General features: G+C 41.1%; 23 protein-coding genes. 9 read left to right on the top strand and 14 right to left on the bottom strand.

The genetic code is table 11. The annotated features are described in order from the left end of the window. Position 1: 1 nt before the first annotated feature. The 11 genes from cas1b to FW774_RS18625 all read right to left on the bottom strand — a co-directional run bounded on the left by cas1b (position 2) and on the right by FW774_RS18625 (position 16,294). A complete protein-coding gene (cas1b, locus tag FW774_RS18580) occupies positions 2-1,006 on the bottom strand; it encodes a type I-B CRISPR-associated endonuclease Cas1b (RefSeq protein ID WP_149349760.1) in 1,005 nt (334 codons plus the stop codon). Continuing rightward, positions 1,006-1,533, bottom strand: a complete 528-nt coding sequence (gene cas4 / locus FW774_RS18585; RefSeq protein ID WP_149349762.1) for a CRISPR-associated protein Cas4 — start codon at positions 1,531-1,533, stop codon at positions 1,006-1,008. The genes cas1b and cas4 overlap by 1 nt, the downstream gene beginning before the upstream one ends. Beyond that, a complete protein-coding gene (gene cas3, locus FW774_RS18590) occupies positions 1,530-4,319 on the bottom strand; it encodes a CRISPR-associated helicase Cas3' (protein ID WP_149349764.1) in 2,790 nt (929 codons plus the stop codon). Before cas3 ends, cas4 begins: the two co-directional genes overlap by 4 nt. Further along, positions 4,303-5,073 (bottom strand): type I-B CRISPR-associated protein Cas5b, encoded by a 771-nt coding sequence (cas5b, locus tag FW774_RS18595; RefSeq protein WP_149349765.1) that lies wholly within the window; start codon positions 5,071-5,073, stop codon positions 4,303-4,305. The genes cas3 and cas5b overlap by 17 nt, the downstream gene beginning before the upstream one ends. A gap of 12 nt (positions 5,074-5,085) precedes the next feature. Next, positions 5,086-5,997, bottom strand: coding sequence for a type I CRISPR-associated protein Cas7 (locus FW774_RS18600; protein WP_149349767.1), 912 nt, complete (start codon positions 5,995-5,997; stop codon positions 5,086-5,088). 6 nt (positions 5,998-6,003) lie between these two features. After that, complete coding sequence (locus FW774_RS18605) at positions 6,004-7,947, bottom strand: hypothetical protein (protein ID WP_149349769.1); 1,944 nt, start codon at positions 7,945-7,947, stop codon at positions 6,004-6,006. A gap of 2 nt (positions 7,948-7,949) precedes the next feature. Then, positions 7,950-8,123, bottom strand: coding sequence for a hypothetical protein (locus FW774_RS20485; protein WP_187774958.1), 174 nt, complete (start codon positions 8,121-8,123; stop codon positions 7,950-7,952). 177 nt (positions 8,124-8,300) lie between these two features. Continuing rightward, positions 8,301-9,083, bottom strand: a complete 783-nt coding sequence (cas6, locus tag FW774_RS18610) for a CRISPR-associated endoribonuclease Cas6 (protein ID WP_149349771.1) — start codon at positions 9,081-9,083, stop codon at positions 8,301-8,303. A gap of 242 nt (positions 9,084-9,325) precedes the next feature. After that, positions 9,326-11,131 (bottom strand): excinuclease ABC subunit UvrC, encoded by a 1,806-nt coding sequence (gene uvrC, locus FW774_RS18615; RefSeq protein WP_149349773.1) that lies wholly within the window; start codon positions 11,129-11,131, stop codon positions 9,326-9,328. A 23-nt stretch (positions 11,132-11,154) separates the two neighbouring features. Further along, entirely contained in the window at positions 11,155-13,389 is a 2,235-nt protein-coding gene (locus FW774_RS18620; RefSeq protein ID WP_149349775.1) for a transglycosylase domain-containing protein, read from the bottom strand. 1 nt (position 13,390) lies between these two features. Beyond that, a complete protein-coding gene (locus tag FW774_RS18625) occupies positions 13,391-16,294 on the bottom strand; it encodes a tetratricopeptide repeat protein (protein ID WP_149349777.1) in 2,904 nt (967 codons plus the stop codon). 202 nt (positions 16,295-16,496) lie between these two features. On the opposite strand from FW774_RS18625, the gene FW774_RS18630 reads away from it, so the two are divergent. The 9 genes from FW774_RS18630 to FW774_RS18670 all read left to right on the top strand — a co-directional run bounded on the left by FW774_RS18630 (position 16,497) and on the right by FW774_RS18670 (position 23,132). Further along, positions 16,497-16,733 (top strand): AtpZ/AtpI family protein, encoded by a 237-nt coding sequence (locus FW774_RS18630; protein WP_149349779.1) that lies wholly within the window; start codon positions 16,497-16,499, stop codon positions 16,731-16,733. After that, the gene (locus FW774_RS18635; RefSeq protein ID WP_149349781.1) at positions 16,730-17,116 is read left to right on the top strand and encodes a hypothetical protein; all 387 of its coding nucleotides are present in this window, start codon (positions 16,730-16,732) and stop codon (positions 17,114-17,116) included. Before FW774_RS18630 ends, FW774_RS18635 begins: the two co-directional genes overlap by 4 nt. A gap of 14 nt (positions 17,117-17,130) precedes the next feature. Continuing rightward, the gene (atpB, locus tag FW774_RS18640) at positions 17,131-18,237 is read left to right on the top strand and encodes a F0F1 ATP synthase subunit A (RefSeq protein WP_149349783.1); all 1,107 of its coding nucleotides are present in this window, start codon (positions 17,131-17,133) and stop codon (positions 18,235-18,237) included. A gap of 40 nt (positions 18,238-18,277) precedes the next feature. After that, complete coding sequence (gene atpE / locus FW774_RS18645; RefSeq protein WP_149349784.1) at positions 18,278-18,493, top strand: ATP synthase F0 subunit C; 216 nt, start codon at positions 18,278-18,280, stop codon at positions 18,491-18,493. A 97-nt stretch (positions 18,494-18,590) separates the two neighbouring features. Beyond that, positions 18,591-19,085, top strand: coding sequence for a F0F1 ATP synthase subunit B (locus tag FW774_RS18650; RefSeq protein ID WP_149349786.1), 495 nt, complete (start codon positions 18,591-18,593; stop codon positions 19,083-19,085). A 66-nt stretch (positions 19,086-19,151) separates the two neighbouring features. After that, a complete protein-coding gene (gene atpH / locus FW774_RS18655; protein WP_149349788.1) occupies positions 19,152-19,700 on the top strand; it encodes an ATP synthase F1 subunit delta in 549 nt (182 codons plus the stop codon). 35 nt (positions 19,701-19,735) lie between these two features. Next, positions 19,736-21,310 (top strand): F0F1 ATP synthase subunit alpha, encoded by a 1,575-nt coding sequence (atpA, locus tag FW774_RS18660; RefSeq protein WP_149349790.1) that lies wholly within the window; start codon positions 19,736-19,738, stop codon positions 21,308-21,310. 79 nt (positions 21,311-21,389) lie between these two features. After that, entirely contained in the window at positions 21,390-22,274 is an 885-nt protein-coding gene (gene atpG, locus FW774_RS18665; RefSeq protein ID WP_149349792.1) for an ATP synthase F1 subunit gamma, read from the top strand. Positions 22,275-22,745: 471 nt separating this feature from the next. Further along, positions 22,746-23,132, top strand: a complete 387-nt coding sequence (locus FW774_RS18670) for a hypothetical protein (protein ID WP_149349794.1) — start codon at positions 22,746-22,748, stop codon at positions 23,130-23,132. Positions 23,133-23,192: 60 nt separating this feature from the next. Here FW774_RS18670 and FW774_RS18675 read toward each other — a convergent pair whose 3' ends face one another. The 3 genes from FW774_RS18675 to FW774_RS18685 all read right to left on the bottom strand — a co-directional run bounded on the left by FW774_RS18675 (position 23,193) and on the right by FW774_RS18685 (position 25,379). Beyond that, positions 23,193-23,993: an outer membrane beta-barrel protein gene (locus tag FW774_RS18675; RefSeq protein WP_149349796.1), complete on the bottom strand. Its 801-nt coding sequence runs from the start codon at positions 23,991-23,993 to the stop codon at positions 23,193-23,195. Positions 23,994-24,085: 92 nt separating this feature from the next. After that, positions 24,086-24,829, bottom strand: a complete 744-nt coding sequence (locus FW774_RS18680; protein ID WP_149349798.1) for a hypothetical protein — start codon at positions 24,827-24,829, stop codon at positions 24,086-24,088. Then, entirely contained in the window at positions 24,810-25,379 is a 570-nt protein-coding gene (locus tag FW774_RS18685) for an RNA polymerase sigma factor (RefSeq protein ID WP_149349800.1), read from the bottom strand. Before FW774_RS18685 ends, FW774_RS18680 begins: the two co-directional genes overlap by 20 nt. Positions 25,380-25,402: the final 23 nt, after the last annotated feature.

A 25,402-nucleotide genomic window follows, 5' to 3' on the forward strand; every position in this document is an offset into this window, starting at 1 on the left:
ATTACCACCAGCTTTTAAAAGGTTTATACTCTTCCATACCCAACAAATGTTTGGTAAGCTTATAGCATTCCAATTTCACCAGGTGTTTGTAACTTACACTTCTGTTCAGCGAACGATGCTTAATGGTTTCATTGAGCCGTTCTTCAAAGGCCCTTACAAATGTTTTTCGGGCAGTATCTTTCAATACTACACTATTAACCTGTACGTCAAAATCTTTAGCCTGAATTTCCTTTTTATTTAATACTTTAAAAATAACCCTGTCCACTAAGATCGGTTTAAAAACCTCTGCAAGATCTAATGCCAATGAATATCTACGGTATCCGGGATCATGCAAAAAACTGATAGTGGGATTTAATTGTGTATGATAAATTTGACCCAGACATACTGTATAACACATCATATTTCCGAAAGACACCAAAGCATTAACTTCGTTTCTAGGAGGCCGTTTACTGCGACCATTCATAGCAAAATCGTTCAAAATAATATCAAAGGCATCATAATATGTCTGGCGGATATTGCCTTCGAAGCCCATTAGCATATCAATATCGGTAGTATTGCTAAGCAAAGTGCTATATCGTTCAATAGTGGCAATGATATCGCCTAATTCCTTACCCCGGGAATGATAATACCGTAAATTTTTAAGTATGTTGAATACAGCTCCCTGAACAAACTTTTGTGCTATGATCAAACGCTTTGTTTTACTGCTGTGGTATTTGGTTTGTGCTATTTGCATTTTGCCCGCTAATAAATAATCCTTAGGCATAAAGCTACCAGTATAATGCTCATAATAATCGAAGAAGTGAACTGCTATCTGCTCTTTTCCCAAGAAATTATACAATGCACTGTTAGCATCTAATGCTCCAAAACAATACAGGTCGCTTACACCTTCTACCGGGATATATTTGGGCTGCCCTTCCGTACCGTTTTCATCCACTGGTGTGAACTTGAGGGTATTGTCCTTGCGGCTCATGCGGCCAGGATTAAACAGGTAGTAGGTTTTTTTCATTATTCATTGATGTAACAGAGTTCATAATAGGAGCAGCTTTTGCAGACCTTTGCATTGATAACCGGAGGACATTCTTCCGATTCTTTTAGCTGTGCTATAGATTGTATCGTTTTTTCCAAATGCTCAATATCCTCCGCAGAAAGTCTTAACTGATCGGTTTGCCTCAATAACGGATATTCCAATATAGCGCTTGCTTCTTCAATTCCATTCAGCTTTAGCAGCCATAAATAAAATTTTACCTGCCATTCGTGCGCCTTTTCTACTTTATCGCTGCGCTTGGTTTCATGAATTATTTTTTGCCCCGCATCATAAAAGTCTATTTTACCAAACAGACTAATATTATTGTAAGCTGCCTCTATGTTCAACTCAGTATGTTTTTCATTACGCTGCGGGTAGCTGGTCTCGTGCAACAGCTTGCCATCGTATACCGTATCGCTGGTATGCTCCATGTTGATGCCGTTAGCATGTAGCCAGCATTCCCGTTTGCAAACATGATAAAGATTGATGAGTGTGGCGTTGATGGTCATAAGAATTGGGTTTCATTACTATTAAAATCATTATCCCGCATCCCTGATTCTATGTCGTAGAATTCTCTCCAATGTTCAATATACTTATATCCATATTCAGTTTTATCTTCATCGGAATAATGCGTAATCTGCTTTTCAATTTTATCACTTGCAAACAAAGAAAAAACATATTTGGACATTATTCCCTGCAATATCTTTTCTTCAGTCTTTTGCTTAATAAACTCTTGCTTATTGTGAATAAGGTTTAAATAAACATCAAACACTTTTTTACCCTCAATCTCATTTTCATCATTTGCAAATACCTGATATAATTTCAAAAAATCCAGTTCAGATTGTGAGAATACAGAGTCTTTCTGTCCTTCGAAAATTCCGTCAACTTGTATTGGGACTGATAAGGGTACAAAGCAAGAAATATTATTTTGTTCAATCAGTTTAAAGTCTTCGTGTACAGATTTGAACTTTAGCGACTTGATTTTGTTCTCATAATCTCTAAAGTTTTCAACCATTGTTTTATCATTCCATTCATTTCTGTTATTCAAAACAATGTCATACAGCTTATCAAAATCTTTATTGTTTAAAATGTCAATGTATTGCTCATGTTTAATATGCTTTCCTGTCAATTCTAAACGTTTATCTTTTCCATAGATAATCGCTTCTTTATTATAGTTGAAGAGGAATAAAACACAATCCCGTTTATTGACATTTCGGTTAATTCTGCCTGCCAGTTGTTCGTCGCTATCTATCAGCGAACGGTCCTTAAAGCCCAAATCCATATCTATATCCACGCCGGCTTCTACCACTTGTGTAGTAATCAATAAGACTTTCTTTTTTCTATTGTTTTTGTTTTTGAGAAAGTTGATGATGTACTTTCTTCTATGCGGAAGAATAGTCCCTGACAACACAAATATCTCATCAAAAAAATCGATTCGTTTGATGAGATTATAAAATTCAGATGCCGTTTTTTTAAAGATAAATTCAATAATTGTGTAAACGCTACCTAAAGGCTTCGCGTTTCCAAAATCCTTTTCTGAATAGGCTTTAGACTCTGCTAACAGTCTTTCTGCAATTTCACTAAGCTCTAAATCTGTCCTGTCAAAATAATCAAAATTAAAAGTAACTCTCCCCGAGAAATTAGGATTAGTGAAATACTTTTTCCTGGCTTCAGGCAACAGATAAACGAAGTCCTGAGCTTGCTCTTTTATTACATTCAGCTTATCTAATTTTGGTAATGTCGCCGACATCAGTATAAACTTGATATTGAATTTGTCAGCGTATTGTTTTATGAAGTAAATGACCTTATCCCAATGTTGGGGATTATAGGATTGCAATTCGTCTATCACCACAATAGAGTTAGCCAAACGATGTAGTAAATAGTTCGCTTCCTTTTCATTTGTCTTTAGAATATCAAAAAAGCGAATGTGAGATAAAAAGGTAAACGGATAATTGACAAAGAGATGATTGATATAATTAAGCTTTTCATTTCCGTAATTATCGTCATCTTCACTGTTTACTTTCATTCCTGCATTGGAATGCAATTCCACCATTTCATTTTCCTGCAAGCCTAAAGTTTCTTTAAGCGATTTATAGGTTTGGGTAATGAGCGTTGTAAATGGAAATACATAAAATACCTTGTTGTACTTTCCCTGATGCATTTTCAGTAGCTCTATTACTGCCAATGCAGACAGATTTGTTTTTCCGCCTCCGGTTGGTGCTTCTATATAAAATAAGTTGCTATCGGCATTTGAGCGAATACTACGAATAACTTCTATCGCCATTTCTGTTCGTAAAATATTCAGATTATCTCCCGTAGCAATCTGCGGATTTTGAAACTCGTAGCTTTCAGTTTTTCCAAAAACAGCTTTGTTGTAATTCTTTTTCCCCTCTGCTTCATTTAACCAATCCGCATTCGTAACAAATTGATATATCTCCTCAATTCTTTCCTTTGAAAGTGTGCCGAAGTCAGTAATTTTTGCTGAGTACTCCTTATCGCTATTCATATACTCATTTGTTGCCAAATAATCGGAAGCCGTAAGTAGCGAAAAGTTCAAACGGCATAGTGCATAGAGCGAGAATGAGTTGTCTCTTTTTAGCTTTTGCTGATTCTCCAACCAATCATTTTTACCAATCATTTGAATGATATTCTGGTTTATGTCAAAGCCAAAAGCGTTTAAATATTTGGATAAAAACAATTTAACATCATCGAAAATAAATTTGGCTTTTAATTCTGCAAATCCCGTAGTATAAATGCTATCATCATCAAACTGCCGACTATGATGTTTAAAAATAGAATAGGATAAATAAATGCAGGCAGTGATTAAAGCTGGGTCAAATTTATGTTCAAATGCAATCTCATTCAGATGTTTGCTTAGATAGATGTATGCACTAAGAGCTGAATGTGTAGAACCAATAGGACTATCAGAATCAATCAACTTCCTATGTAGCTCATTCCGCATCTTATCAGACTGAAATCGTTCATTTATCTTGCCATAATCGTGGAAAACAATAGTATTTACAAACAACTTTTTCAAATAGTTGGCGGTTTTGGGGTTGCCGCTCGTATTAATGCTTTGTATTAGTTTATCAATAACAGGTTCAAGCCTATGTTCATTTACCAATTGGACAAAATATTGGTTTACCAATGTGATATGTTCTTCCAGTGTTTCATTTGGAATATCAACATTCAGCTTTGGTAAATGAGCAAAATAACTTCCGGCATTGCTTAAAAACGTATGCAATGCAGGGAGTCCGTTTAAGATTTCAGCAACCGATTTAAAACAGCTGGACATAGGCCTCTAATTCTTCAACAAATACCAAATTTTCAATAAGGTGTGCATTTTTTATCTGATAATTTGAGAATGCAAATTCTGTAATGTCATATTGCATCAACTCCAGGTCAAAACCTTTGGGTAATCTTTCGAAATACAGAAAATTCATTTCTTCAAAGTCGATATTCAGCAAGTCCGGGAACGGAGCTTCTGTATTCCCTTTTAGAACAATTGCCTTTTGGAAAACAGATTTAATTTTTACACTTTCCTCCTTTTTAATTTCCTTGTTTGAAAAACTATATTCAGTAAATGTTGAGGGATTCCACCAAGCCGAGAATTCATTCTTTCCCAGATAAGGAATATATACGGATTCTCCTTTTTTTAAAGAATCGTAAAGTGCAGAATACAATTCATTATCGCTATCCAATAAAAGATATATCCTGTAAACCGGATTTACCAAAGTAAGCTCTTCGGTCAGGAAATTTGTGCCTTTATTCGCATAGCCAACCGTATTTGTATATTTGATATTGGTCTTCGTAAAATTTCCTTTATCGTGCTCCAACGGCTCTACGCCAATCTTTAAATCTTTGAGCTTCTCGTAATATTCCGGCAGTTTGCCTTTTTCCTGATAACCACTCAATCCAAGTACCGCCCCTAGTATTCCTAACAAAGCAGGTTTGTGAATGATATTGTACGACAGGTTTATCGTATTGTTGGTCTCGGGCTTTCTGAAAAAAGCAAAATCAGCCTGTAAGTCAAATGATATTAATTTCATTAGCTGATATGTTTATAGTTCAGAGAATACGGCTCCGGCAGGCTCATTCAATACTTTTGTGTTGGATTTATTGTAGTAAATTTCTATTTTCTCAATTTCACTTTTTATATGTTCCTCTGATAGCAAAGCACTTGCCTTTGAAAAGTCAATTTCCTTTTCTTCATTAATGTCTATCAGGCTTACAAATGAGGGTAATACTACTTTCGATTCGGGTTTTAGCTGTATCCACAGCAACAATTCGTTTTCTGTTCCGGCTTTAGCTGCCGAATCGTAATAAGTAGCCCCTTTTCTCAACCCTTCTTTGAGCTTTGAAATATCACTATCTGTTAATCCTTCTCCTTTTACACGGGTTACATCGTCTTCAATGTTTTTGGGGTTTACAGAAAAATGATGAACATAATGCCCTTCCTGCAAACGGGATTGAGACCCTAATGTAGTCATTGTGCTTTCAGCACTTGCTTCGTTCGAGTTACGAAATGGCGACATTATTTGTTCTGAATAGATAACATTCTCAGCAAATTTGTTTAATCCGTGTGTAATCTGGCACGTACCGTGAATAGAAATATTTGTCTTGCCTGCATACGTACCCCCGAATAATTTGACATCCAGACATTTCAAAATATTACCTAAAACTTCCAATCTGAGTTTTGTTTTGTCTTTCTCTTTAGAATCGCCAAAATGAAGATTATAGGTTTCATCCAATGTACGTGGGGACATCTCCTCACTCAAAGATTTAAAGTAAAATACCTTTTCTCCCAATGCATCTTTCCAGTAATTCCTGATGGAATATTTCAAGGCTTTATCGGTAGCATAAACGGTTCCATTCGGCAGTTTTCGGGGTTGTCCAGAAAAATCGGCGTTATAGTTTGAATTGATTGATTTGATGATGGCTGCACCGTAAACTCTGTTATTAAATGTTGTCATATTATTTTATTTTGGATTGTTTGAACTGAATAATTGATTTTTTGCAAATACACCTGACAGTATTTGAGGTAATAAATGTTTTAAGTTGACATCGGTTTCATAGCTTAAAACAAACGCAGCTACTTTCTCAAAATTCTTAGAGAAATTCTCATGCTTATACCTTCCAAAATCGTTTGTAATTGCTTTTTTGAACTCTGCACATTTTGATTGCTGCAAATAAGGCTCTAACAGATTGTAACTATTGTCTGCCGATTTGCTTTTACTTAAAATGTATTCGATAACCTGACCGGCTGCAAATGCAAACTTTTCGTCTGTAATATCAGTTAATTCTTCGCCGGAAATAATGGCTGCGACGAAATCCTGATATTCTTTTAACTTGTTCACCATATTTATTTTTTGTTTAGGATTAAAATATTCAAATAAACTGTACCAAATGTTCAATTTTTCTTTTATACCGTATTCGTTCCCATTTTTAATGTCATCTGAAATGCTGTTAAACACCATTTCATAAAAAACATTTCCGTCAATAGTATTTCGCTGTGATTTATAGACAAAGTCATATACCGCTTTCCGGTATTTGGAAAAGGAGCCAAATGTTCTATCCAGCTTGGCATAGTCTTCTTTATTAAGGTCTCCGAAATAATCTACACGATGATATTTATTTTGAATTAAAGGCTTCAAAACCTGTTGCTCAAAATCAAAAATAGTTTTGATGAGTAGATAATGTTTATCTGCCTTTCCACCTTTTTCTTTTATTTCAAAAAGGTTTTGAATGATTAAATCTTTGATTTTATATTCAAATTTTGCCACGTAATCAAAATCTCTAAATACAATTCCATCCATTGTATTTTGCCAGAAGAGGAGATAATAATTTGAAATATCCTCCTCATTTGTTTCTATCAGTTTTTGAATAATTTCTTTGTAACCGAATTTAAATCCGCTTTCTCTGAAAATACTAATTACCTTACTTTGCAGCAGTTCCTCTTTGTAAATAAAAATTGGCAGCGGATTGGGCAAGGTTTTGTTGGGAAACATATTTTTCAAATCGTTCAGCAACTTCGCATCTGTATTTGAGATTCTGCCTGAAATATCAAAACTTGCTGTTTGGTGCATCAGGAATGGCATATTGCTGTTGAAGCCATTCATAAAGTTATTCGTTCCATAGATCAGCCCCTGTTCATCCGGAGCCGTGTTATATTTATCCGTATTGAAAAGTTTATCATCCAAATATCTTTTGTGTACTTCTTTGTATTGTTTAAGCGGTATATCTAAATAGAAAATGATGTAACTGCTGTCCTCTAAAGGTTTCACTTTTAGCAACTGTTGGTCAATCTCTGCAATAGCATTTTTAATAGCCTCCTTTTCTGATTTGTCTTTACTTTCTTTGAATTGCACTTTTAATAACTCACTTTTTTCTTCCAGCTTCTGATACTTATCGGCATTCTCCCTTTCAATTTTTTCAATTAGTTTAGAGAGTTCATTGTGCGTAAAAAAGTTTCTAAAAACAATATACTTTTCTTTCTCTGCCTCATCCTCAAATAGTGCAAATGCTTTATTAAAATAACCTTCAAAACGTTCATAAATCTGCTTTTTCTTTTCTGCCTGATTGCTTTTATATTTTGCACCGCCTTCTAAATGCTCTCTTTTGAAGGCCACAGCAAACGGGGAGCAAGTGTGGATAGCTTTAGTGGGTAAATCAAAACATTTGTTTGTATCAATACACCAGGCATTTTGATGCAGCAATTTGCAAGTGTTCAAAAAATCTGATACTTTTTCTTTTTGTTTTTTAGAGAATTGCTCAAATTGAAAGCTCTCTTTATCAATAGAAACTTCTCCATTTTCATCTTTTTTCAATTGAAGCAATATATGCAGACCTTCTTTAGGTAAAGAGCCCAAATTTTTAAATTCTTCTTCCAGATTTTCCGTAAAATTTATAAGTTCTTTTATCATTTTTAAAATAAATTTTCTAAATAATTATATATTTCAATATCCGAAAAATCATCCTCGCAAAACCATTCAATAAAAACAAAATGCTCATTCATTCTTTCCAAATCAAGGACATAAGAAATAAAACTTTCCATATCTATAAGACTTCCGTCACTTCCTATGTAATACATACCTTCCATATACCAAATATTTTGGCAAAGGTATAATTTTTATCATAGTTAATCTAATTGTTAATATTAAATTCTATTTTTCCCATTTTTGTTACTATTTTTGTGTGTCAGTATTTCTCAAGAGTTTCAAATCGTACTAAATAGAATTGAAATTAGTTTAACTAATTGTTTGAAATACTGACATTTTTACTTTAATAATTCCACAAACCCCATCCCCTGCGAATTATACACTCCACACCCCGCATTCATTAAAATTTCCACAAATCTTTTCTCTCCGGTTACCTTCAATCCAAAATTCATCCATCCTCTTATCTTCGTTTCCTGCGGCGTGCCTGCTTTAATGGCAATTAACCGCGATTTAAAGGGTTGCTTCAGCGGTGTTACTTCCATCATCAGCAAGGCGGCCGCCGCTGTTGCTTCATCATAGCAGGTAGCTATTTTGTTCCGCCAATTATATATAAGGCTGTCTGCAAAGCGGGCATCATCCGGTGATAAAAAAACATAATTCCCTTTTTCATTCTGCAGGCCGGCTACCACAGGAGAGAGTGGCTTCAACTGAATGTTGATCACCACATTGTCTTTATATCCCTGCAAAGGATCGGGCAGGCTTTCTACCGACCTTACAGAGAATGTGGCTTTCGATCTTTTATCTGCAATATCTATATGCTCGCTTTGGAATAATCCTTTCACAAAATTTTCCGCTGCGGGTGGCAAGTGAAAAGCCACCTGGAAACTCAGCTCGTCACCCAGCAGTTGTAGTCGGTCGCCCGCTATTTTAAAAGGGCAGCTAATCTGAGAAAAAGTAAACAGCTTAAAGCCTTTGCCATAGCCACTTGTATGGAGAAAACCGGCATAAGCCGAATCTCCTTTAGTGATGATCCGATAAATGGCCGAGCTAAGGATATACTGATAATTAATTGGGATAACAACCCCAGGACGGAGCGCAGAGAGCACAATTTTAAAGCGCATAAGCGGATAAGTTAGGTAAATTAGTTATCTGTTGATTAGCGTTATTTATTCGCCTGGGACAGAATTAACTCAAATATAAAAAATACTTTCGAAAAGGCAAGTTGTGTTAGTATTTTTTATAATGACCGTAATTAACTCGAAATTCCTATTGCTTACAACTTTTACCAACCTTAGCGTATTATTGCTTTAAAGCAATCTGGTCACTGTTCCCTAAACATTCAGTTGGTTACAAATGCGGACAATCATTGCTTACCACTCAAAAACTCCCTGACGGCCGATGCCTGCTTCTGGTTAACAACCTGTAACAACTCTTCCAGGGTAGCTTCGCGGATCTTTTTAACCGATTTAAACTGTTTTAACAGTTTCTCGGCGGTAGTTTTACCAATGCCGGGAATACGCTCCAGTTCGGTAACAAACGTGCCTTTGCTGCGCTTGTTACGGTGAAAGGTAATACCGAAGCGGTGCGCCTCGTCACGCAGATGCTGGATCACCTTCAGCGTTTCCGATTTCTTATCCAGGTAAATAGGATACTGGTCGCCGGGGTAGAACAGCTCTTCCAGCCGCTTGGCAATACCGATAACAGTAACCTGCTTATCAATGCCCAGCAGTTTCAGGCTTTTCATGGCCGATGAAAGCTGACCTTTACCACCATCGATGATGATGAGCTGCGGCAGCGGCATTTCTTCTTCCAGCATACGCCTGTACCGGCGGTAAACGGCTTCTTCCATGGTAGCAAAATCGTTGGGACCTTCAACGGTTTTCACATTAAAATGCCGGTAATCCTTTTTGGAAGGTTTGGCATCCTTAAACACCACAATGGCCGAAACCGGGTATTTCCCCTGGAAGTTGGAGTTATCAAAGCATTCGATGTGGCGGGGTTTTTCCGTCAGGCGCAAATCTTTTTTCATCTGCTCCAGGATACGATCGGTTTTTACGCCCGGGTTCAGCTTTTCGTATTGGTCAAGCTTTTCGCGTTTAAAGAAAGCCACATTTTTCTGCGAAAGCTCCAGCAGCTTTTTCTTTTCGCCTTGTTTGGGCACGGTAAACCGGATGCCGGGGTCATCGAGATCGATCTGGAACGGAACCAGTATCTCTTTTGAGTGACTGTTAAAACGTTCCCTGAATTCGGATATGGCAATGCTCAGCAGTTCTTCGTCAGTCTCATCCAGCCGCTTTTTGATCTCGATGGTTTGTGTCTGGATCACGGTTCCGTTCATCACTTTCAGGAAGTTCACAAACGCATATTTCTCATCCGAAGCAATAGAAAATACATCCACATCGGTAATGGACGAATTAACAATGGTCGATTTGCTTTGATAGCGTTCCAGCAGATCCAGTTTTCTTTTCAGCTGATGCGCCAGCTCAAAGTTCAGCGCTGCCGAGGCGGCTTCCAGGTCTGTACGAAGTTTCCGCAATACACCGTTTATCCTGCCGCTGAGTATGTCTTTAATATCTTCGATATTGGCATTGTAATCTTCCTCAGTCTGGAAGTTCTGGCAGGGGCCTTTGCAGTTGCCGATCTGGTATTCCAGGCATACGCGGAACTTACCGGCAGCAATATTCTGAGGCGTTAGCGGCAGGTTACAGGTACGCAGCGGGTAAATCTCCTTCACCATATCCAGTATGGTGTGCATCATGCTTACCGAAGCGTACGGCCCCAGGTATTTCGAGCCGTCTTTAATGATCTTACGCGTCCAGTAGATCCGTGGGAAACGTTCATTTTTGATCACCAGCCAGGGATAGGTCTTATCATCTTTCAGCAGCACATTATACCGTGGCTGATGTTTCTTTATCAGGCTGTTTTCCAGCAGCCAGGCATCAATCTCGGTATCAACTATGGTGAAGGTAATGCGGTTGATCTTGCTGACCAGCACCCGTGTTTTGGCATTGATACGGTAAGTATCTTTGATAAAATAGCTGCTAACCCGGTTTTTCAGGTTTTTAGCCTTACCGATATAGATCAACTCGTTGTTACGATCCCAGAACTGGTAAACGCCGGGCCGTTGCGGAATTGTTTTTAATACCGGACGATAATCAAAATCTTCCATACGCCATTCATCCTTCCCGTGCCTTAAAATTTGATATTCGAATCCATTTTGGTGGAGTCGGTAGTTGCCGGGTTATTATAAGCGTTGCAGTCCAGCACAATGCTTACACCGCCCTTAGGAGGTTCGAAATCGCCTTTTGTATATTTTAATGATGGATCGGCGTATACTTTTTTCATGTACAGGGCAAATATGGGCAATGCCGAGTTGGCGCCTTCACCTTTATTGGTAGAGAAAAAGTGAATAGCCCGGTCTTCGCAGCCGGTCCATACGCCGGTAACCAGTTGCGGCGTAATGCCGATGAACCAACCGTCGGAGTTGTTCTGCGTAGTGCCGGTTTTACCGCCAATTGGATTGGTAAACTTGTACCGGTAACGCAGGCGCACACCTGTTCCCTCGTTAACTACGCTTTTAAGCATATCGGTCATTACGTAAGCGGTTTGCGGATTCAGCGCTACCACCACTTTAGGCTTGCGCTCGTAGAGCACGTTACCGTTTTTATCTTCGATGCGCAACAGGTAAATAGGCTCCGTCCATACACCATGATTGACAAAGGTTGAATAGGCTCCTACCATATCGTAAACGCTGGCATCAAATGTTCCCAGGCAAATAGACGGGTATGCCGGAACATCCGTAGTGATACCCATGCGTTTGATCTGAGTAGCAACGGCTGTAGCGCCTACCTGCTTCATCATATAGGCCGTAACAAAGTTTTGCGAATTGGCCAGTGCTTTCCGCAAGGTCAAATATCCGGGAATGGGGTTATACGCTTTGGGTGTCCAGCCGTCAATAGTTACCGGCTCATTGGGAACCTGGTAGCAGGGCGAATAACCATCATTTATCGCAACGGCATAGGTAAACGGCTTAGCTGTTGATCCTACCTGCCGGGCGCCCATTTTCACCTGGTCGTACTTAAAGAATTCAAAATTATTACCGCCAACCCACGCCCGTACGTAACCGGTTTGAGGCTCCATAGACATTAGGGCATTGCGAAGCATCAGCTTGTAATATTTTATGGAATCAACAGGACGCATCAGCGTATCTATATCACCTTTCCAGGTGAAGATGGTCATACTGGTCTTTTTATTAAAATCATTCCTGATCTCCTCGTCCGATTTTCCATCCAGTTTAAGCTGCTTGTAACGGTCAGAACGTTTCATGCCCTGCTCTAACAGCATTTGCAGGGTTTTATCCGTTTTAAACGGATCGCGGCCGCCCCACTGCTGGTTAAACTGCTTCTGCAAATCCTGCATGTATTCTTTTTGCGCCTGCTCGGCGTAGCGCTGCATTTTTGAATTGATGGTAGTATATATTTTTAACCCGTCACGATCCAGGTCGTACGGTGTGCCATCGGCTTTGGTAATAGATTGCTCATCAAATATTTTCTGGATATCTTTTTTCAGAACCGCCCTGAAATAGGTTGCCGAACCCATGTTATGATCGATGGGATTAAATGACAGGCCCAACGGCTTTTTCTTCAGTTGTTCGGTCTCATCATCGGTTAAGAAACCGGCTTTATCCATATTTTCCAGCACTGTATTGCGACGTGCCAGTGCATTGTCCGGATGACGGATAGGGGAATATAACGATGGCCCTTTCAGCATACCGATAAGTACGGCAGCCTGTTCGGGCTTTAATTTATCAGGAGTAGTATTAAAGTAGGTACGGGCCGCAGATTTAATACCGAAACTGTTGTACGCACCAAAGTCCACCGTGTTGAGATACATGGTGATAATTTCCTGTTTGGTATAATTACGTTCCAGCTTTACAGCGATGATCCATTCCTGTAATTTTTGGATCACCCGTTTTAGAACGTTTTTTGAGCGACCTTCTTTGGAGAACAGGTTTAGGGCAAGCTGTTGCGTAATGGTGCTGGCTCCCTGCTTTTTACCGATCAGGTTGTAAAAAATAATGGTGAACGTCCGTTTAAAGTCAATTCCCGAATGTTCGTAGAAGCGGATGTCTTCGGTGGCAACCAGGGCATTGATCACGTTAGGAGAGATCTGGTCATACCGAACGTTGGAGCGGTTTTGTATAAAATAGGTGCCCAATACCACACCGTCGTCTGCAATAACTTCAGATGATAAGTTGCTTTTTGGATTTTCCAGGTCGCGGAAAGATGGCAGCTTGCCAAACAACCCTAACCCGATACTGAATATCAGTATAACCCCGAAAGCAACTATGCCGATGACAATTTTCCAGAAGTTAATGGTGTATCGTGCTGTTTCCTGAGCTGTTAACTGATTATTTTTTTGCTGCATATTATTGCTGCTTGTAAAAGTCAATGTATAAGTCGATCATTTTCCGGTCTGCAAGTTTATCCAGATCGGTTTTGCTGACCACAAAGGTATTATATTTTTCGGCGGGAACCTTCATAATCTCGGGTATTAGCGGCAGAATTTTATGTTCGTAATCTTTAACTGCTTCCAGGTTCCGGAAAGGGCCTACATAAATCAATTGATTTTCTGTGGCGCTTTTTAACTGGTGGCTAATGCCCATACCTGCATAGTTTGAGCGGTTAAACTGCCCGATCCCGAAACGGGAAGGACTGAGGTTCAGCGTAGCATCGGCAATGTTTATTACAAAGTAATATTCAGCTTCATTAGTTAAATGAAACGGATAATCCACTTTTTTAGGCATAGTCTGGGGCTGGGTAGTTGCAGACTCTTTTGCAATGACGGGTTCTGTTGCGGTAACCGGAGCTTTTTCTGCAACAGGTTCTTTCCCGGCAGGCTTGGTTACGGGCTCTGCAGCTTTTTCAGGCTCTTCGGCAACGGGCTTTTTATCCGGCTCTGTTGCTTTGGGCTCGGCGGTTTTCGGCTTTTCCTGCACAGCTGGTTTGGCTTCTGCTTGTTTGGCCGGCGGATTAGCTGCAAGAACAGGTGGTGTTGGCTTGTTCAGCGGACGTGGTTCTTCAATATAAGGCGGCTCGTTCGGGTCAAAATCTACCAGTGCCGTAACCCGTTTGCTCATGGCTTCACGGTTTTTATTGATGTAGGTCAGGTTCTCTTTCACTAAAGGTGTTACCAGTTTATCGGCAGGATAGGTGAAAACAATCTTTTTCATGCTCTCTTCAAAGGCAGGCAGCTTGCTGGTATGACCTATTGCTAGGGCCTTAAGGTAATCTAGTTGCGCCGAAAATTGGTTTTGACCGAACTGCTGTTCGGTTTGCGCTATGGAGGCCAGCACGTTTCCGTATTGCTTTTGCAGGTATAAATCGTAAATGGTGTTATATGCACCTAACAGTGCCATAGCCTTTTCATCCCTTTTTTGCAGGTAATCGGGGTCGGCAATAACTTTGGCATATACCGATTCGGGGAATTGTTTTAGCAGCAGATTTTTGTATTCATCGGCTTTTGCCGGATCGGTATCGCTGTAAAGCCGGTACAGGTTATAATAAATGGCGGGCTTGTACGTATTGTCAGGGAATCGTTTGAGCAATATAAGGTATGTTTCAATAGCCTCTTGTTTGTCTTTCAGCTCATCCTTATAAAAATTTGCCACATCATAATAAGCATCAATGATCTTCTGATTGGATTTTTGCATCTGCTCATCGGTAAGCGGAAGCGCATCCAGGTATTTTTTACGAAGCGAGGCTTCATCGGGCTGAGGTGTTGAGTTGGCCCGTGCTTCATTCACATCCGATAAGGTTTTTTCGTTTAAAGGGATCTCGGGAGCCGTTTTCTCGCTGCGACGCCAGTTATCTTCCAGCTTGCGGTTACCCCATCGCCGTTTAAAATCCGAAAAGCCCTGGCTGATGGCCCCGGTATTGTTGAAATAGAACTTACCTTCGGTAATGGTTTTATTGTTGTCCGGAGCATCGATGCCCGCAAGAAAAGGGCCCGGAGTTTCGGGCGTTTCGCCGGTGGCTTTGTCAAGCTGTTCGCGTACCAGCTGGCCTATACGAAGGTCCCGCTGTGCTTCGGGCAGCCGGGCAATGCTTTGTAAGGAATCTTCCTCGGCGATAATTTCAAACCGTTTGGCCAGCAAATCCAGGTTTTTACTTTTCAGTTTGATAAGATCGTAGCCGGGATATGTGGGTTTGAGGCTGGTTAATGTACTGTCGTAGTAAGCCTTTGCCTTGGTATAAACGCCGTTTTTAAAATAGATCTCGGCCAGGCGGTAGTAGGCCAGCCCTTTCTGGTTCTGGTTTTTGGTGCTATTGCGGATCGCAAGATTGAAGTTCTCTATCGCATCATCCGTGCTTTTGCCCTTTAGGTAAGTATCCGCTATGCGAAAATAGATCTGATCTTTAAAATCGGCATTTTTATCTTCTTTTAACAGTGAGCGTAACCGTTTAATGCGATTTTCGTCATTGCCGGTTCCATCATTTTCCAGGTTTATCTGGTTAAGCATAGCGTTGAATGCCATCTCGAATGATGCATTGCTTTTTACTACCTTGCCGTAATTGGCATAAGCCTGCTCATTCATACCATTATTTTCCTGCAATTGTGCCAGCAGGTAATGCCACCGGATACGGTAATATTTACTGGTTCCGGCTTTCAGAGCTTTTTCGAGCATGGTTATGGCATGTTCCTGGTTGCCGGTGCGAATGTCAAACTGTGCCTGGGTGGCATAAATAGCAACGGCAATGCTCTTTTTTAACTTTTTGGCAGTTTGAACATAGTTTAGTGCGCTGTCCAGGTAAGCCGAGGCTTCGTCCGGCTTTTTAAGCTGTAGCAATGAACGGGCCTCCCAGCCCCAGGCTTCTGCACATAACGGCTTGTTTTGGGGATAGGTAACACTTACATATTTAAAGAATTCGGCCGCATTAAAATAATTGGCCTTATAATAATTCGCTTTACCGATCAGCAGGTAAGCATCGTCAACGTAATTGCTGTGCGCTTTATCATTAATAATGGCGTTGGCTTTTATAATTACCGAATCGAGATTGGTGCTTTCTGCCTGTGCCGAAGTTTCATTCGGCTCAACGTAAACGCTCAGTAAATGGTCGTAATCTACCGGTTGATTCTGTTCAATGTTCTCACGGCTTTGCCTGAGCAGCTCTTTGGCGTTAAATAAAATATTGTAGCGGGCTGTAAGATTTTGCATGCCGCGACTTGTTACCGTATCTTTATTACTTGCACATGCCGATACCAGGAGCAAAACCAAGCCGTAAATAATAGTTTTCAGGGATCTGTACCCGTAATAATTTTTAATAGCCACGCCAGATAATCAATTCAACAATAGATATACAGTGTCATGTCAACGGAATAATGCCTGGTTCAAGTACACTAAAACCAACCTGCTTTCAGGCTTTTTGACTCTTGAACCTTCCCCTTCTGACTTAACAACAGGTGGTAAATATACTATTTAGCTGTATATTGTTTAAACCGTATTAAAAAAGTTAATAGCTTTGCTGTCAGTTATGAATATGAACAAAGGTGATTTTGAGCGGGATAGGCGTGCTTTAAATAGTTATGCACGTTATAGCGGAATGGCTTTCCAGATGGTGGCCATCATTTGCCTGTTTGCTTTTGCCGGATATAAGCTGGATGAATACCGGAAGTCTGAGGAGCCAATTTTTACCGCAGTTCTAAGCCTGGTAGGTGTGATCATATCGCTGTACATAGTAATACGGTCTATTAAAACCAATAAACCTTGAACCTGAAAAAATATGTTGCCGGCTTTGCCGGTTTTACTATACTGCTTATTGGTGGTATATTATTAGTCCAACACATCGTTGGAGAGGCTTTTTTCATACCTAAATTCTGGGTGGTTTTTGGATTTATTGCTGTAACTACGCTTATTGCCAGTTTAGGTGCATTACAAGGTATAAAACGCAGCGGCGATTTGTCGGTATATATCATACTGGGAGCAACTACAATTAAGCTGTTGTTATGTATGGGGCTGGCTGTATTTTACCTGCTGAATTTTAAGGTAAAAGGGATGATTTTTGCCGCTGATTTTTTTTCTGTTTATTTATTATTTACAGCCTTTGAAGTTTATACTATATTGCATAACTTGCGCCACCAAAATAAAACGTAAAAATCACGCATTAAATGTATTTAAGCTACATTTTAAATTCAAAAAAAATCGCCCTGGGTGCGATTTTCGCTCTTTTTTTCGCTTTTGTGACCTCTGAGGTAAGCGCCCAGGATTCGGCTAATGCCGTTCCCGAAATGGTGGTGAAGGAGGTTAATCCCGAACATGCAGAAGAAAAGTTTGACCCGGCAGTAACCATATTAGAACATATTGGTGATGCTCACAGCTGGCATTTGTGGGGACATACTTCTCTTCATTTACCGGTTATTTTGTACACCCCGGCCGGTATCGAGATTTTCTGCTCAGGCGAGTTTCTGAATGAGCATCATGAATCGCGTGATTACACCGGAAAATATCATACTTACCGTAATGTAGCCGAGCATATAAAAATTGTAGGTACAGATGGTAACATTGATGAGGCAGCCAGTGCTCAAATCATCGACTTGTCTATCACCAAGAATGTGGCAGCCATGCTAATTAGCGTAGCGGTCATACTATTAATCTTCATCAGCGTTGCAGGTACTTACAAAAAGCGTGCTAATAAGGCGCCCAAGGGCTTGCAATCATGGGTTGAACCTATCGTGATCTTTGTGCGTGATGATATTGCCAAGCCGAACATCGGTTATAAATATGAGCGTTTCATGCCCTATCTGCTAACCGTATTTTTCTTTATCTGGGTAAATAACCTGATGGGACTTATCCCGATATTCCCGGGTAGCGCCAATGTAACCGGTAACATCGCGGTAACATTTGTTCTCTCGGTCATAGTATTGATCATTGTAAATATTAACGGTAATAAGTATTACTGGGGACATATTTTTAAGCCCGACGTGCCCTGGTGGTTGTTACCTATTATGTGGGTTGTTGAAATTACCAGTGTGCTCTCAAAGCCTTTTGCCTTAATGATCCGTTTGTTTGCCAATATAACTGCCGGTCACATTATTGTATTAAGCCTTATCTCTTTAATATTTATATTTAAAACGCTGGCTATGGCACCTGTATCTATAGCATTTGTTTTGTTTATGGATATACTGGAGCTGCTGGTAGGGTTTCTGCAAGCCTTTATTTTCACCATGCTTACCGCACTGTTTATCGGTACGGCTATAGAAGAACATCATCATTAATCATTCATAAAATCAGTTCAATAAATAAATAAAAACAATTATGGTAGGTTCAATTGCTGCATTAGGTGCAGGTTTATCAGCGATAGGCGCTGGTATCGGTATCGGACAGATTGGTGGTAAGGCTGTAGAAGGTATAGCCCGTCAGCCAGAAGCTGCTTCGAAAATTCAAACTGCTATGATCATCGCTGCAGCCCTTGTAGAAGGTGTTGCGCTGTTCGGTGTGGTAGTTTCATTGCTGGGTAATAATCCTGCATAAGTAATTAACAGTACAGGGAACCCTTATTGTAAGCGGTTGGCTGCAAACGGTTCCCTGTTCTTAACTGATCTGAAAAAATAATTAATTTAAAATACACATGGAATTAGTATCTCCAAGTATAGGTTTGGTTTTCTGGACATTGGTGACGTTTCTTTTCTTACTGTTATTGTTAAGGAAATTTGCGTGGAAACCGATCTTAGGTGCTATACATGATCGCGAACGCTCTATAGAAACAGCGCTTGCTTCGGCCGAACATGCAAAGGATGAAATGCAGCGCCTGACCAATGAAAATGAGCAGCTTTTAAAAGAAGCACGTGCCGAGCGTGATAAAATATTAAAAGAAGCTAAAGAGCTGAAAGATCAGATTGTAAACGACGCCAAAAAGCAGGCCCAGACAGAAGGCGCTAAGCTGATTGAAACTGCCCGGCATGAAATTGAAACGCAAAAGGCAGCAGCGCTTGATGAAGTGAAAAACCAGGTGGCTACGCTTTCGCTGGAAATTGCAGAGAAAATACTGCGCAAGCAATTTGAAGATAAAGATAAGCAACAGGCTTTGGTAGGCGATCTGTTGAAAGAAGTTAAATTGAATTAGTGATTAGTACAGAGATTTGCGTATTGCGGCCTGAAAGTCGTAAATCGTAAATCGTAAATCATCGTTATGTCTGAAATACAAGTAGCATCCAGGTACGCAAAATCACTGATCGATCTGGCAACCGAGCAAAACGCTCTGGAGCCCGTTAAAGGTGATGTTGAAAAGTTTATACAGGTTTGCCGGGAAAACCCGCAACTACTGGCAATACTTAGAAATCCGGTGATCAGCCCGTCTAAAAAGATTGCCATCCTTACCGATATTTTTGGCAGCAGCGTTCATAAGATTGTGATATCCTTTTTCAGGATAGTGACCAGCAAAGGCCGCTCTGAAATATTGTACGCTACAGCCAAAGAATTTATCAATGAATATAACAAGCGTAAGGGTATCATCAAGGCTACGGTAGTTTCAGCAGCTCCGCTAAGCGACGAAAATAAAAAGCAGATCACAGAAGTAGTGCAGCATGCAACAGGCGGGCAGGTGATTCTGGAAACTAAAACAGACGAAAGCCTGATAGGTGGTTTTGTATTGACCGTTGGCGATAAACAATTCGACGCAACCATTGCCAATAAGCTGAAGAACCTGAAAAGGCAGTTTGCACAAAAAACAATAGTTTAATATAAGGTAACACATAAAAAACTTTTTATACAATTATGGTAGAGGTAAGACCAGATGAGGTATCGGCAATTTTAAGACAGCAATTGTCGGGCTTTCAATCAGAAGCCGAACTGGAAGAAGTAGGTACCGTATTGCAGATAGGCGACGGTATTGCCCGGGTTTACGGCTTAACAAAGGTTCAATCGGGCGAGCTTGTTGAGTTCGACGGAGGCTTACAGGGTATTGTATTGAACCTGGAAGAAGATAACGTCGGTGTGGTATTGTTAGGTGCGTTCGATGAAGTGAAAGAGGGCGATACCGTTAGACGGACAAACCGCATTGCATCTATAAAAGTAGGCGATGGCATGTTAGGCCGTGTGGTTAATACATTAGGTCAGCCTATTGATGGAAAAGGACCTATCGCCGGTGAAACTTACGAAATGCCGTTAGAGCGTAAAGCTCCCGGTGTTATCTTTCGTCAGCCGGTTACAGAGCCGCTTCAAACCGGTATCAAAGCTATCGATGCCATGATCCCTATCGGTCGCGGACAGCGTGAGCTGGTAATCGGCGATCGTCAGACCGGTAAAACCGCCGTTTGTATCGATACCATTATCAATCAAAAAGAGTTTTACGAAGCAGGACAACCTGTTTTCTGTATCTATGTAGCTATCGGTCAGAAAAACTCTACCGTGGCTAACATTGTGCGCACTCTTGAAGAAAACGGTGCTATGGCCTACACAGTAGTAGTAGCTGCGTCAGCATCAGATCCTGCGCCAATGCAGTTCTACGCTCCGTTCGCAGGTGCTGCTATTGGCGAGTTCTTCCGCGATACCGGTCGTCCGGCACTGATCATTTACGATGACCTTTCAAAACAAGCTGTTGCTTACCGCGAAGTTTCCCTGTTGCTGCGTCGTCCTCCCGGCCGCGAAGCATATCCCGGAGACGTGTTCTACCTGCACAGCCGTTTGTTAGAGCGTGCCGCGAAGATCAACGCGTCTGACGAGATCGCTAAAAATATGAACGATCTTCCCGATTCAATCAAAGGAATTGTAAAAGGAGGCGGCTCATTAACAGCGTTACCTATTATCGAAACACAGGCAGGCGACGTTTCTGCATATATCCCAACTAACGTAATTTCTATTACAGACGGACAGATATTCCTGGAATCAAACTTGTTCAACGCCGGTGTGCGTCCGGCTATTAACGTAGGTATCTCGGTATCACGTGTAGGTGGTAATGCCCAGATAAAATCCATGAAAAAGGTTGCCGGTACGTTAAAGCTTGACCAGGCACAGTTCCGTGAGCTTGAGGCTTTCGCGAAATTCGGTTCAGACCTCGATGCCGCTACCAAATCTGTACTGGATAAAGGTGTGCGTAACGTAGAGATCCTGAAGCAAGGGCAGTTTTCTCCGGTTCCGGTAGAAAAGCAGGTAGCCATTATCTATATCGGAACAAAAGGCTTGCTGCGCAATGTACCGGTTAATAAGGTAAAAGAGTTTGAAAGCGAATTTACCCAGCAACTGGAAGTGCGTCATCCGGAAGTATTACAGGCATTAAAGGCCGGTAAATTTGATGACAGCCTGACCAGCGTATTAGAAACCGTAGCGAAAGAGTTATCAGCGAAGTATTAAGATTTGAGACATCAGATTTGAGCTATTAGACCAAAGAAAGTCTGAAATCTAATAGCTCAAATCTCACATCTAAAGCAGAATGGCTAATTTAAAAGAAGTAAGAAACCGTATAGCATCTGTAAGCTCAACGCAGCAGATTACCAAAGCCATGAAAATGGTTTCGGCTGCCAAGCTGAAACGGGCTACCAATGCTATCGTTCAGTTGCGGCCTTATGCCAACAAGCTGAGAGATATTTTATCCAACCTCTCGGCCAGTCTCGAAGCGTCACATTCTCCGTACATCCAGGAGCGTGAGCCAAAGCGTGTGCTTATTGTGGCCGTAACCTCTAACCGGGGACTGGCAGGTGCATTTAACGCCAACATCCTGAAAGCCGTTAATCAACTGATCGCTACAAAATACGAGGCGCAATATCGCCAGGGAAATGTTTCTATTGCAGCGATTGGTAAAAAAGCGCAGGATTATTACGAGAAACGTAAATATAACGTAATTGGTAATAATAACGAGCTGTATAACGACCTGAGCTTCGAGAACACATCGAAAATCACCGAGGCCATTATGAAAGGCTTTGTTGATGGTGATTACGACCGCGTGGAAGTGGTTTATAACCACTTCAAAAATGCTGCGATGCAGTTTGTTTTCACAGAACAATTATTGCCGTTGCCGCGTCCGGAAGTTTCGAAAGAAAGCAATCTGCATAAGGTAGATTACATCCTGGAACCATCACAGGAAGAAATTGTAGAACAGCTGATTCCGAAATCTATCAAAGTTCAGCTGTACAAGGCTGTGCTTGATTCACATGCCTCAGAACACGGGGCACGCATGACAGCGATGGATAAAGCCACCGACAACGCCGGCGAATTATTACGCAACCTGAAGCTATCTTACAACCAGGCACGTCAGGCCGCCATTACAACCGAGCTTACCGAGATTGTGAGTGGTGCGGCAGCATTATCTAATGGATAAGATACTCAAATTATAAAATATAAAGCCTTGCTGAAAAGCAGGGCTTTTTTGTTGCAGCTTGTACTGTTTTTGTTACAGCAATACCGTTGTAGAGCGGTGTCCTTGATTTTGCCTCGCCAGACGGAATTTATAATTCCATCGCCGGTAGTCCCGGATTTTAAATCCGGCCTTTATGAGGGGCTTTAAGCGATCGTTGACGCGGTTAGTCATAAAAGTCTGCCTGCCCAGGTACAGCTTGCAGCGGATGCTGACTTTAAACGCATCACGAAGAGACGTTATTTCTTTAACTGGAAGACACTGCGAACCGAATGTATGATTTATAAGCTAACCTTAACAGGCAACCATGACATCCTGGGGCTGACGGGATTAGCCCTGCATCTCCCTAACACCTAAAACTGAGCTGAAACAACATTATATTGATAAGTATCACATGCTGCACTGACCACGGAGCAACAACTCCGTGATCAACTGTTGCGTCTCAAATTCAGGATAGAGGATTATATACGTACTGACGGCTATGATCCCGCATATACTTTCGGATATTTCCTGGAACAATACCTGCAGCTAACTCAGCGGAAGAAGAAAGAATTTGCCCATGATATCCAGATTCATGAAACACTGTTAAGCCAGATATTAAACGACCGCCGGGAGCCTACCGAGTCTATTTTTATCCGGCTGGAACTCCATTCAGGAAATACGATCTCCGCTATTAACTGGTTAAAACTGGCCGAAAAGAAAAAGAAGCACCAAATTAAAACCGACCATTCTTTAAGAGAACGGGAGCGACAGTATGTAAACAACAGATTATCAATTAGCTGCAGGGATTGGGGCGCCGGCCTTTCGTACGGGCGCTCTTAATCGTACAATAGTTGAATTAATTTAACCGGTCTGGGATAAATAAAATTCAATACCAGATCATTAAAAGCCAAACATGATACCGAACGACATATTTCTGAGGCCGCTTTGCGCCGGGCTGTTTTCAAACATATCGTTAAAATAATATTTAGCAAACAAACCGGCTCCGCCATAACCCATACGGGCATAGGCTCCGTAACGGAAACTGCTGAAATGGTAATCGTCTTTTACCTTTTGCTTGCCTTTTTCATCACTTATTTGCTTCACTTTCCCATTCAGCAGAAAGCCACCTTCCGGGCCAACCACTAACCGGAATTTTTTACCCCGGTTATCGTCTTTGGTCCGGAACTCAAATCCCAGAGGCAAACGCAGATAGCTTGCCGAAAAACGGTTCTTACTGTAATCAATAGCGTCTTCGCGATAACTCAAAACAGGCTGGTTAGGCAATATAGTGATGTTATTTTTCAGCCGTATCAGTGTCCAGTCGAACCCGGCGGCCAGGTACACTTTAAAGCTGCTGTTAAACCGGTAACCAAATTGCAGCACATCAAAACCTACCGTGCTGGTTTTCCAGGGTTTGTAAGCCAGAAACTGGTTTTGCGGCGATAACGTAAAGCTGCCATTATCCACCAGCTTGGTAAAGCCCAGGTCAAAACGTGTAAACGTAATGGAATATATTACCCCCGGCGCCTTGCTATGTTTTGTAGAATCGCTTTTACCGAGCCCGATGCTGCTTTCGCTGTTGATCACAATCGAAACCTGCTTCTTCTTTTTAACGGTATCCTGCCGCAAAGTATCTTGCTGACCAGCAAAGACTGTAGTGCCAGCCAAAACTACAAACGTTGTAAGTAAAAGATATTTCATTGGTTTATTTTTTATTTCTAAACGGCTATTAATGAAGCTTTAAAAGATTTTTGATCCCGAATGGTCGGGATTTCGTTTCACTCAACTTTTAATTATTTATTCCTGCTCCTGTATTTTACCAGACCCAAATTTATACCGGTTACTTCGGCACCTTCATCACTATCCTGGAATTGCAGCAGCTTTTCGGGCCGTTTGTCAACTTTGCTTACCACGAAATTGATAATATCGCCAACCGATTTTATTCTGGGCCGGGTTTGCGATACGGAATCTGTGGATAACCCCTGCTCTAAGTTTACGGCCGCCAGCGCTTGTTTTTGCCGTAACGCGGCTACCGGTACTGTCACTTGTTCGACGTTAACGGCGGGTATGGTTTCCTTTATTTCAGCAAGCTTTTCTGAAGGTTGAACTGTTGCTGCCGAATCTGCGCCATTCAACACGATTCCCTTATTACCCGATGTATTGCTATCCACGTTGTTTATTCTGCCCGGAATTTTTACGACCTTTTTTTCATGTGAAGTTGAAATATCCGGTTTCACAGCGGTGTATACGGGAATTTTCTCCTCCTGCTTTACAGGAGATACCGTTGCTTCCGGTTTTTTGACCTTACGAGCCTGTATAATTACCTGCGACTGCGGCCGGAACCAGAACCAGGCAACGCTTATCACTACTATAATACTTGCCGCCATCCACAAAAAAGAATATCTCTTTTTCCGAACAGGCCTGCCATCCAGTTCATCAGCTATTTTTGCCCAGAGATTTACGGCCGGCTCAACTTCAAATCCTTCAAACTTTTGCCGAAAAAAGGTATCAAATTCCTTATCCTGTATAGTTGGCATAATTATTTCCCTCCATTTTTATGATCTTTTCCCTCAACATTGCCCTTGCACGAGATAATTGCGATTTAGACGCTCCTTCGGATATTCCCAGCCTTTCGGCTATTTCCTTATGCGAAAAGCCCTCCATCACATACATATTAAATACCAAACGATAACCTCCGGCCAGCTCCTGGATACATTTTAACAGATCTTTTACCTCAAGACCATTCATATCAAATACATGCTGCGGCTCGTTATACACCTCATCAATAGGTATCACATTCAGCATGCGCTGATTTTTACGGTAAACCTCAATGGCAGTGTTCACCATAATCCGTCTTATCCAGCCTTCAAAAGAGCCATCGCCCTTAAAATCATCCAGCTTTTTGAATACTTTAACAAAACCCATTTGCAACATATCTTCCGCTTCGCTGCTGTCTTTGGCATACCGCATACATACGCCCAGCATTTTAGACGCCAGCTTTTTGTAGAGCAGTTCCTGGCTTTTCCGGTTACCCTGCCTGCATCCTTCCAGCAAATCGTCAATCGTAAACGAATGTTCCAAATTCATGTCCTGTTTGCTTATAGATGCCG

The organism is Pedobacter sp. BS3 (assembly GCF_008274585.1).
Classification (GTDB): domain Bacteria; phylum Bacteroidota; class Bacteroidia; order Sphingobacteriales; family Sphingobacteriaceae; genus Hufsiella_A.

Bases quoted from the DNA above. Each gene is read 5' to 3' on its own strand.
- FW774_RS20485 (WP_187774958.1), bottom strand. From the start codon at position 8,123: ATGGAAGGTATGTATTACATAGGAAGTGACGGAAGTCTTATAGATATG.
- FW774_RS18630 (WP_149349779.1), top strand. From the start codon at position 16,497: ATGAATATGAACAAAGGTGATTTTGAGCGGGATAGGCGTGCTTTAAAT.
- uvrC (WP_149349773.1), bottom strand. From the start codon at position 11,131: ATGGAAGATTTTGATTATCGTCCGGTATTAAAAACAATTCCGCAACGG.
- FW774_RS18685 (WP_149349800.1), bottom strand. From the start codon at position 25,379: ATGAATTTGGAACATTCGTTTACGATTGACGATTTGCTGGAAGGATGC.
- atpG (WP_149349792.1), top strand. From the start codon at position 21,390: ATGGCTAATTTAAAAGAAGTAAGAAACCGTATAGCATCTGTAAGCTCA.
- cas4 (WP_149349762.1), bottom strand. From the start codon at position 1,533: ATGACCATCAACGCCACACTCATCAATCTTTATCATGTTTGCAAACGG.
- cas6 (WP_149349771.1), bottom strand. From the start codon at position 9,083: ATGCGCTTTAAAATTGTGCTCTCTGCGCTCCGTCCTGGGGTTGTTATC.
- FW774_RS18675 (WP_149349796.1), bottom strand. From the start codon at position 23,993: ATGAAATATCTTTTACTTACAACGTTTGTAGTTTTGGCTGGCACTACA.
- FW774_RS18600 (WP_149349767.1), bottom strand. From the start codon at position 5,997: ATGACAACATTTAATAACAGAGTTTACGGTGCAGCCATCATCAAATCA.
- FW774_RS18650 (WP_149349786.1), top strand. From the start codon at position 18,591: ATGGAATTAGTATCTCCAAGTATAGGTTTGGTTTTCTGGACATTGGTG.
- atpB (WP_149349783.1), top strand. From the start codon at position 17,131: ATGTATTTAAGCTACATTTTAAATTCAAAAAAAATCGCCCTGGGTGCG.
- FW774_RS18620 (WP_149349775.1), bottom strand. From the start codon at position 13,389: ATGCAGCAAAAAAATAATCAGTTAACAGCTCAGGAAACAGCACGATAC.
- FW774_RS18605 (WP_149349769.1), bottom strand. From the start codon at position 7,947: ATGATAAAAGAACTTATAAATTTTACGGAAAATCTGGAAGAAGAATTT.
- cas5b (WP_149349765.1), bottom strand. From the start codon at position 5,073: ATGAAATTAATATCATTTGACTTACAGGCTGATTTTGCTTTTTTCAGA.
- cas3 (WP_149349764.1), bottom strand. From the start codon at position 4,319: ATGTCCAGCTGTTTTAAATCGGTTGCTGAAATCTTAAACGGACTCCCT.
- atpE (WP_149349784.1), top strand. From the start codon at position 18,278: ATGGTAGGTTCAATTGCTGCATTAGGTGCAGGTTTATCAGCGATAGGC.
- FW774_RS18680 (WP_149349798.1), bottom strand. From the start codon at position 24,829: ATGCCAACTATACAGGATAAGGAATTTGATACCTTTTTTCGGCAAAAG.
- atpA (WP_149349790.1), top strand. From the start codon at position 19,736: ATGGTAGAGGTAAGACCAGATGAGGTATCGGCAATTTTAAGACAGCAA.
- cas1b (WP_149349760.1), bottom strand. From the start codon at position 1,006: ATGAAAAAAACCTACTACCTGTTTAATCCTGGCCGCATGAGCCGCAAG.
- atpH (WP_149349788.1), top strand. From the start codon at position 19,152: ATGTCTGAAATACAAGTAGCATCCAGGTACGCAAAATCACTGATCGAT.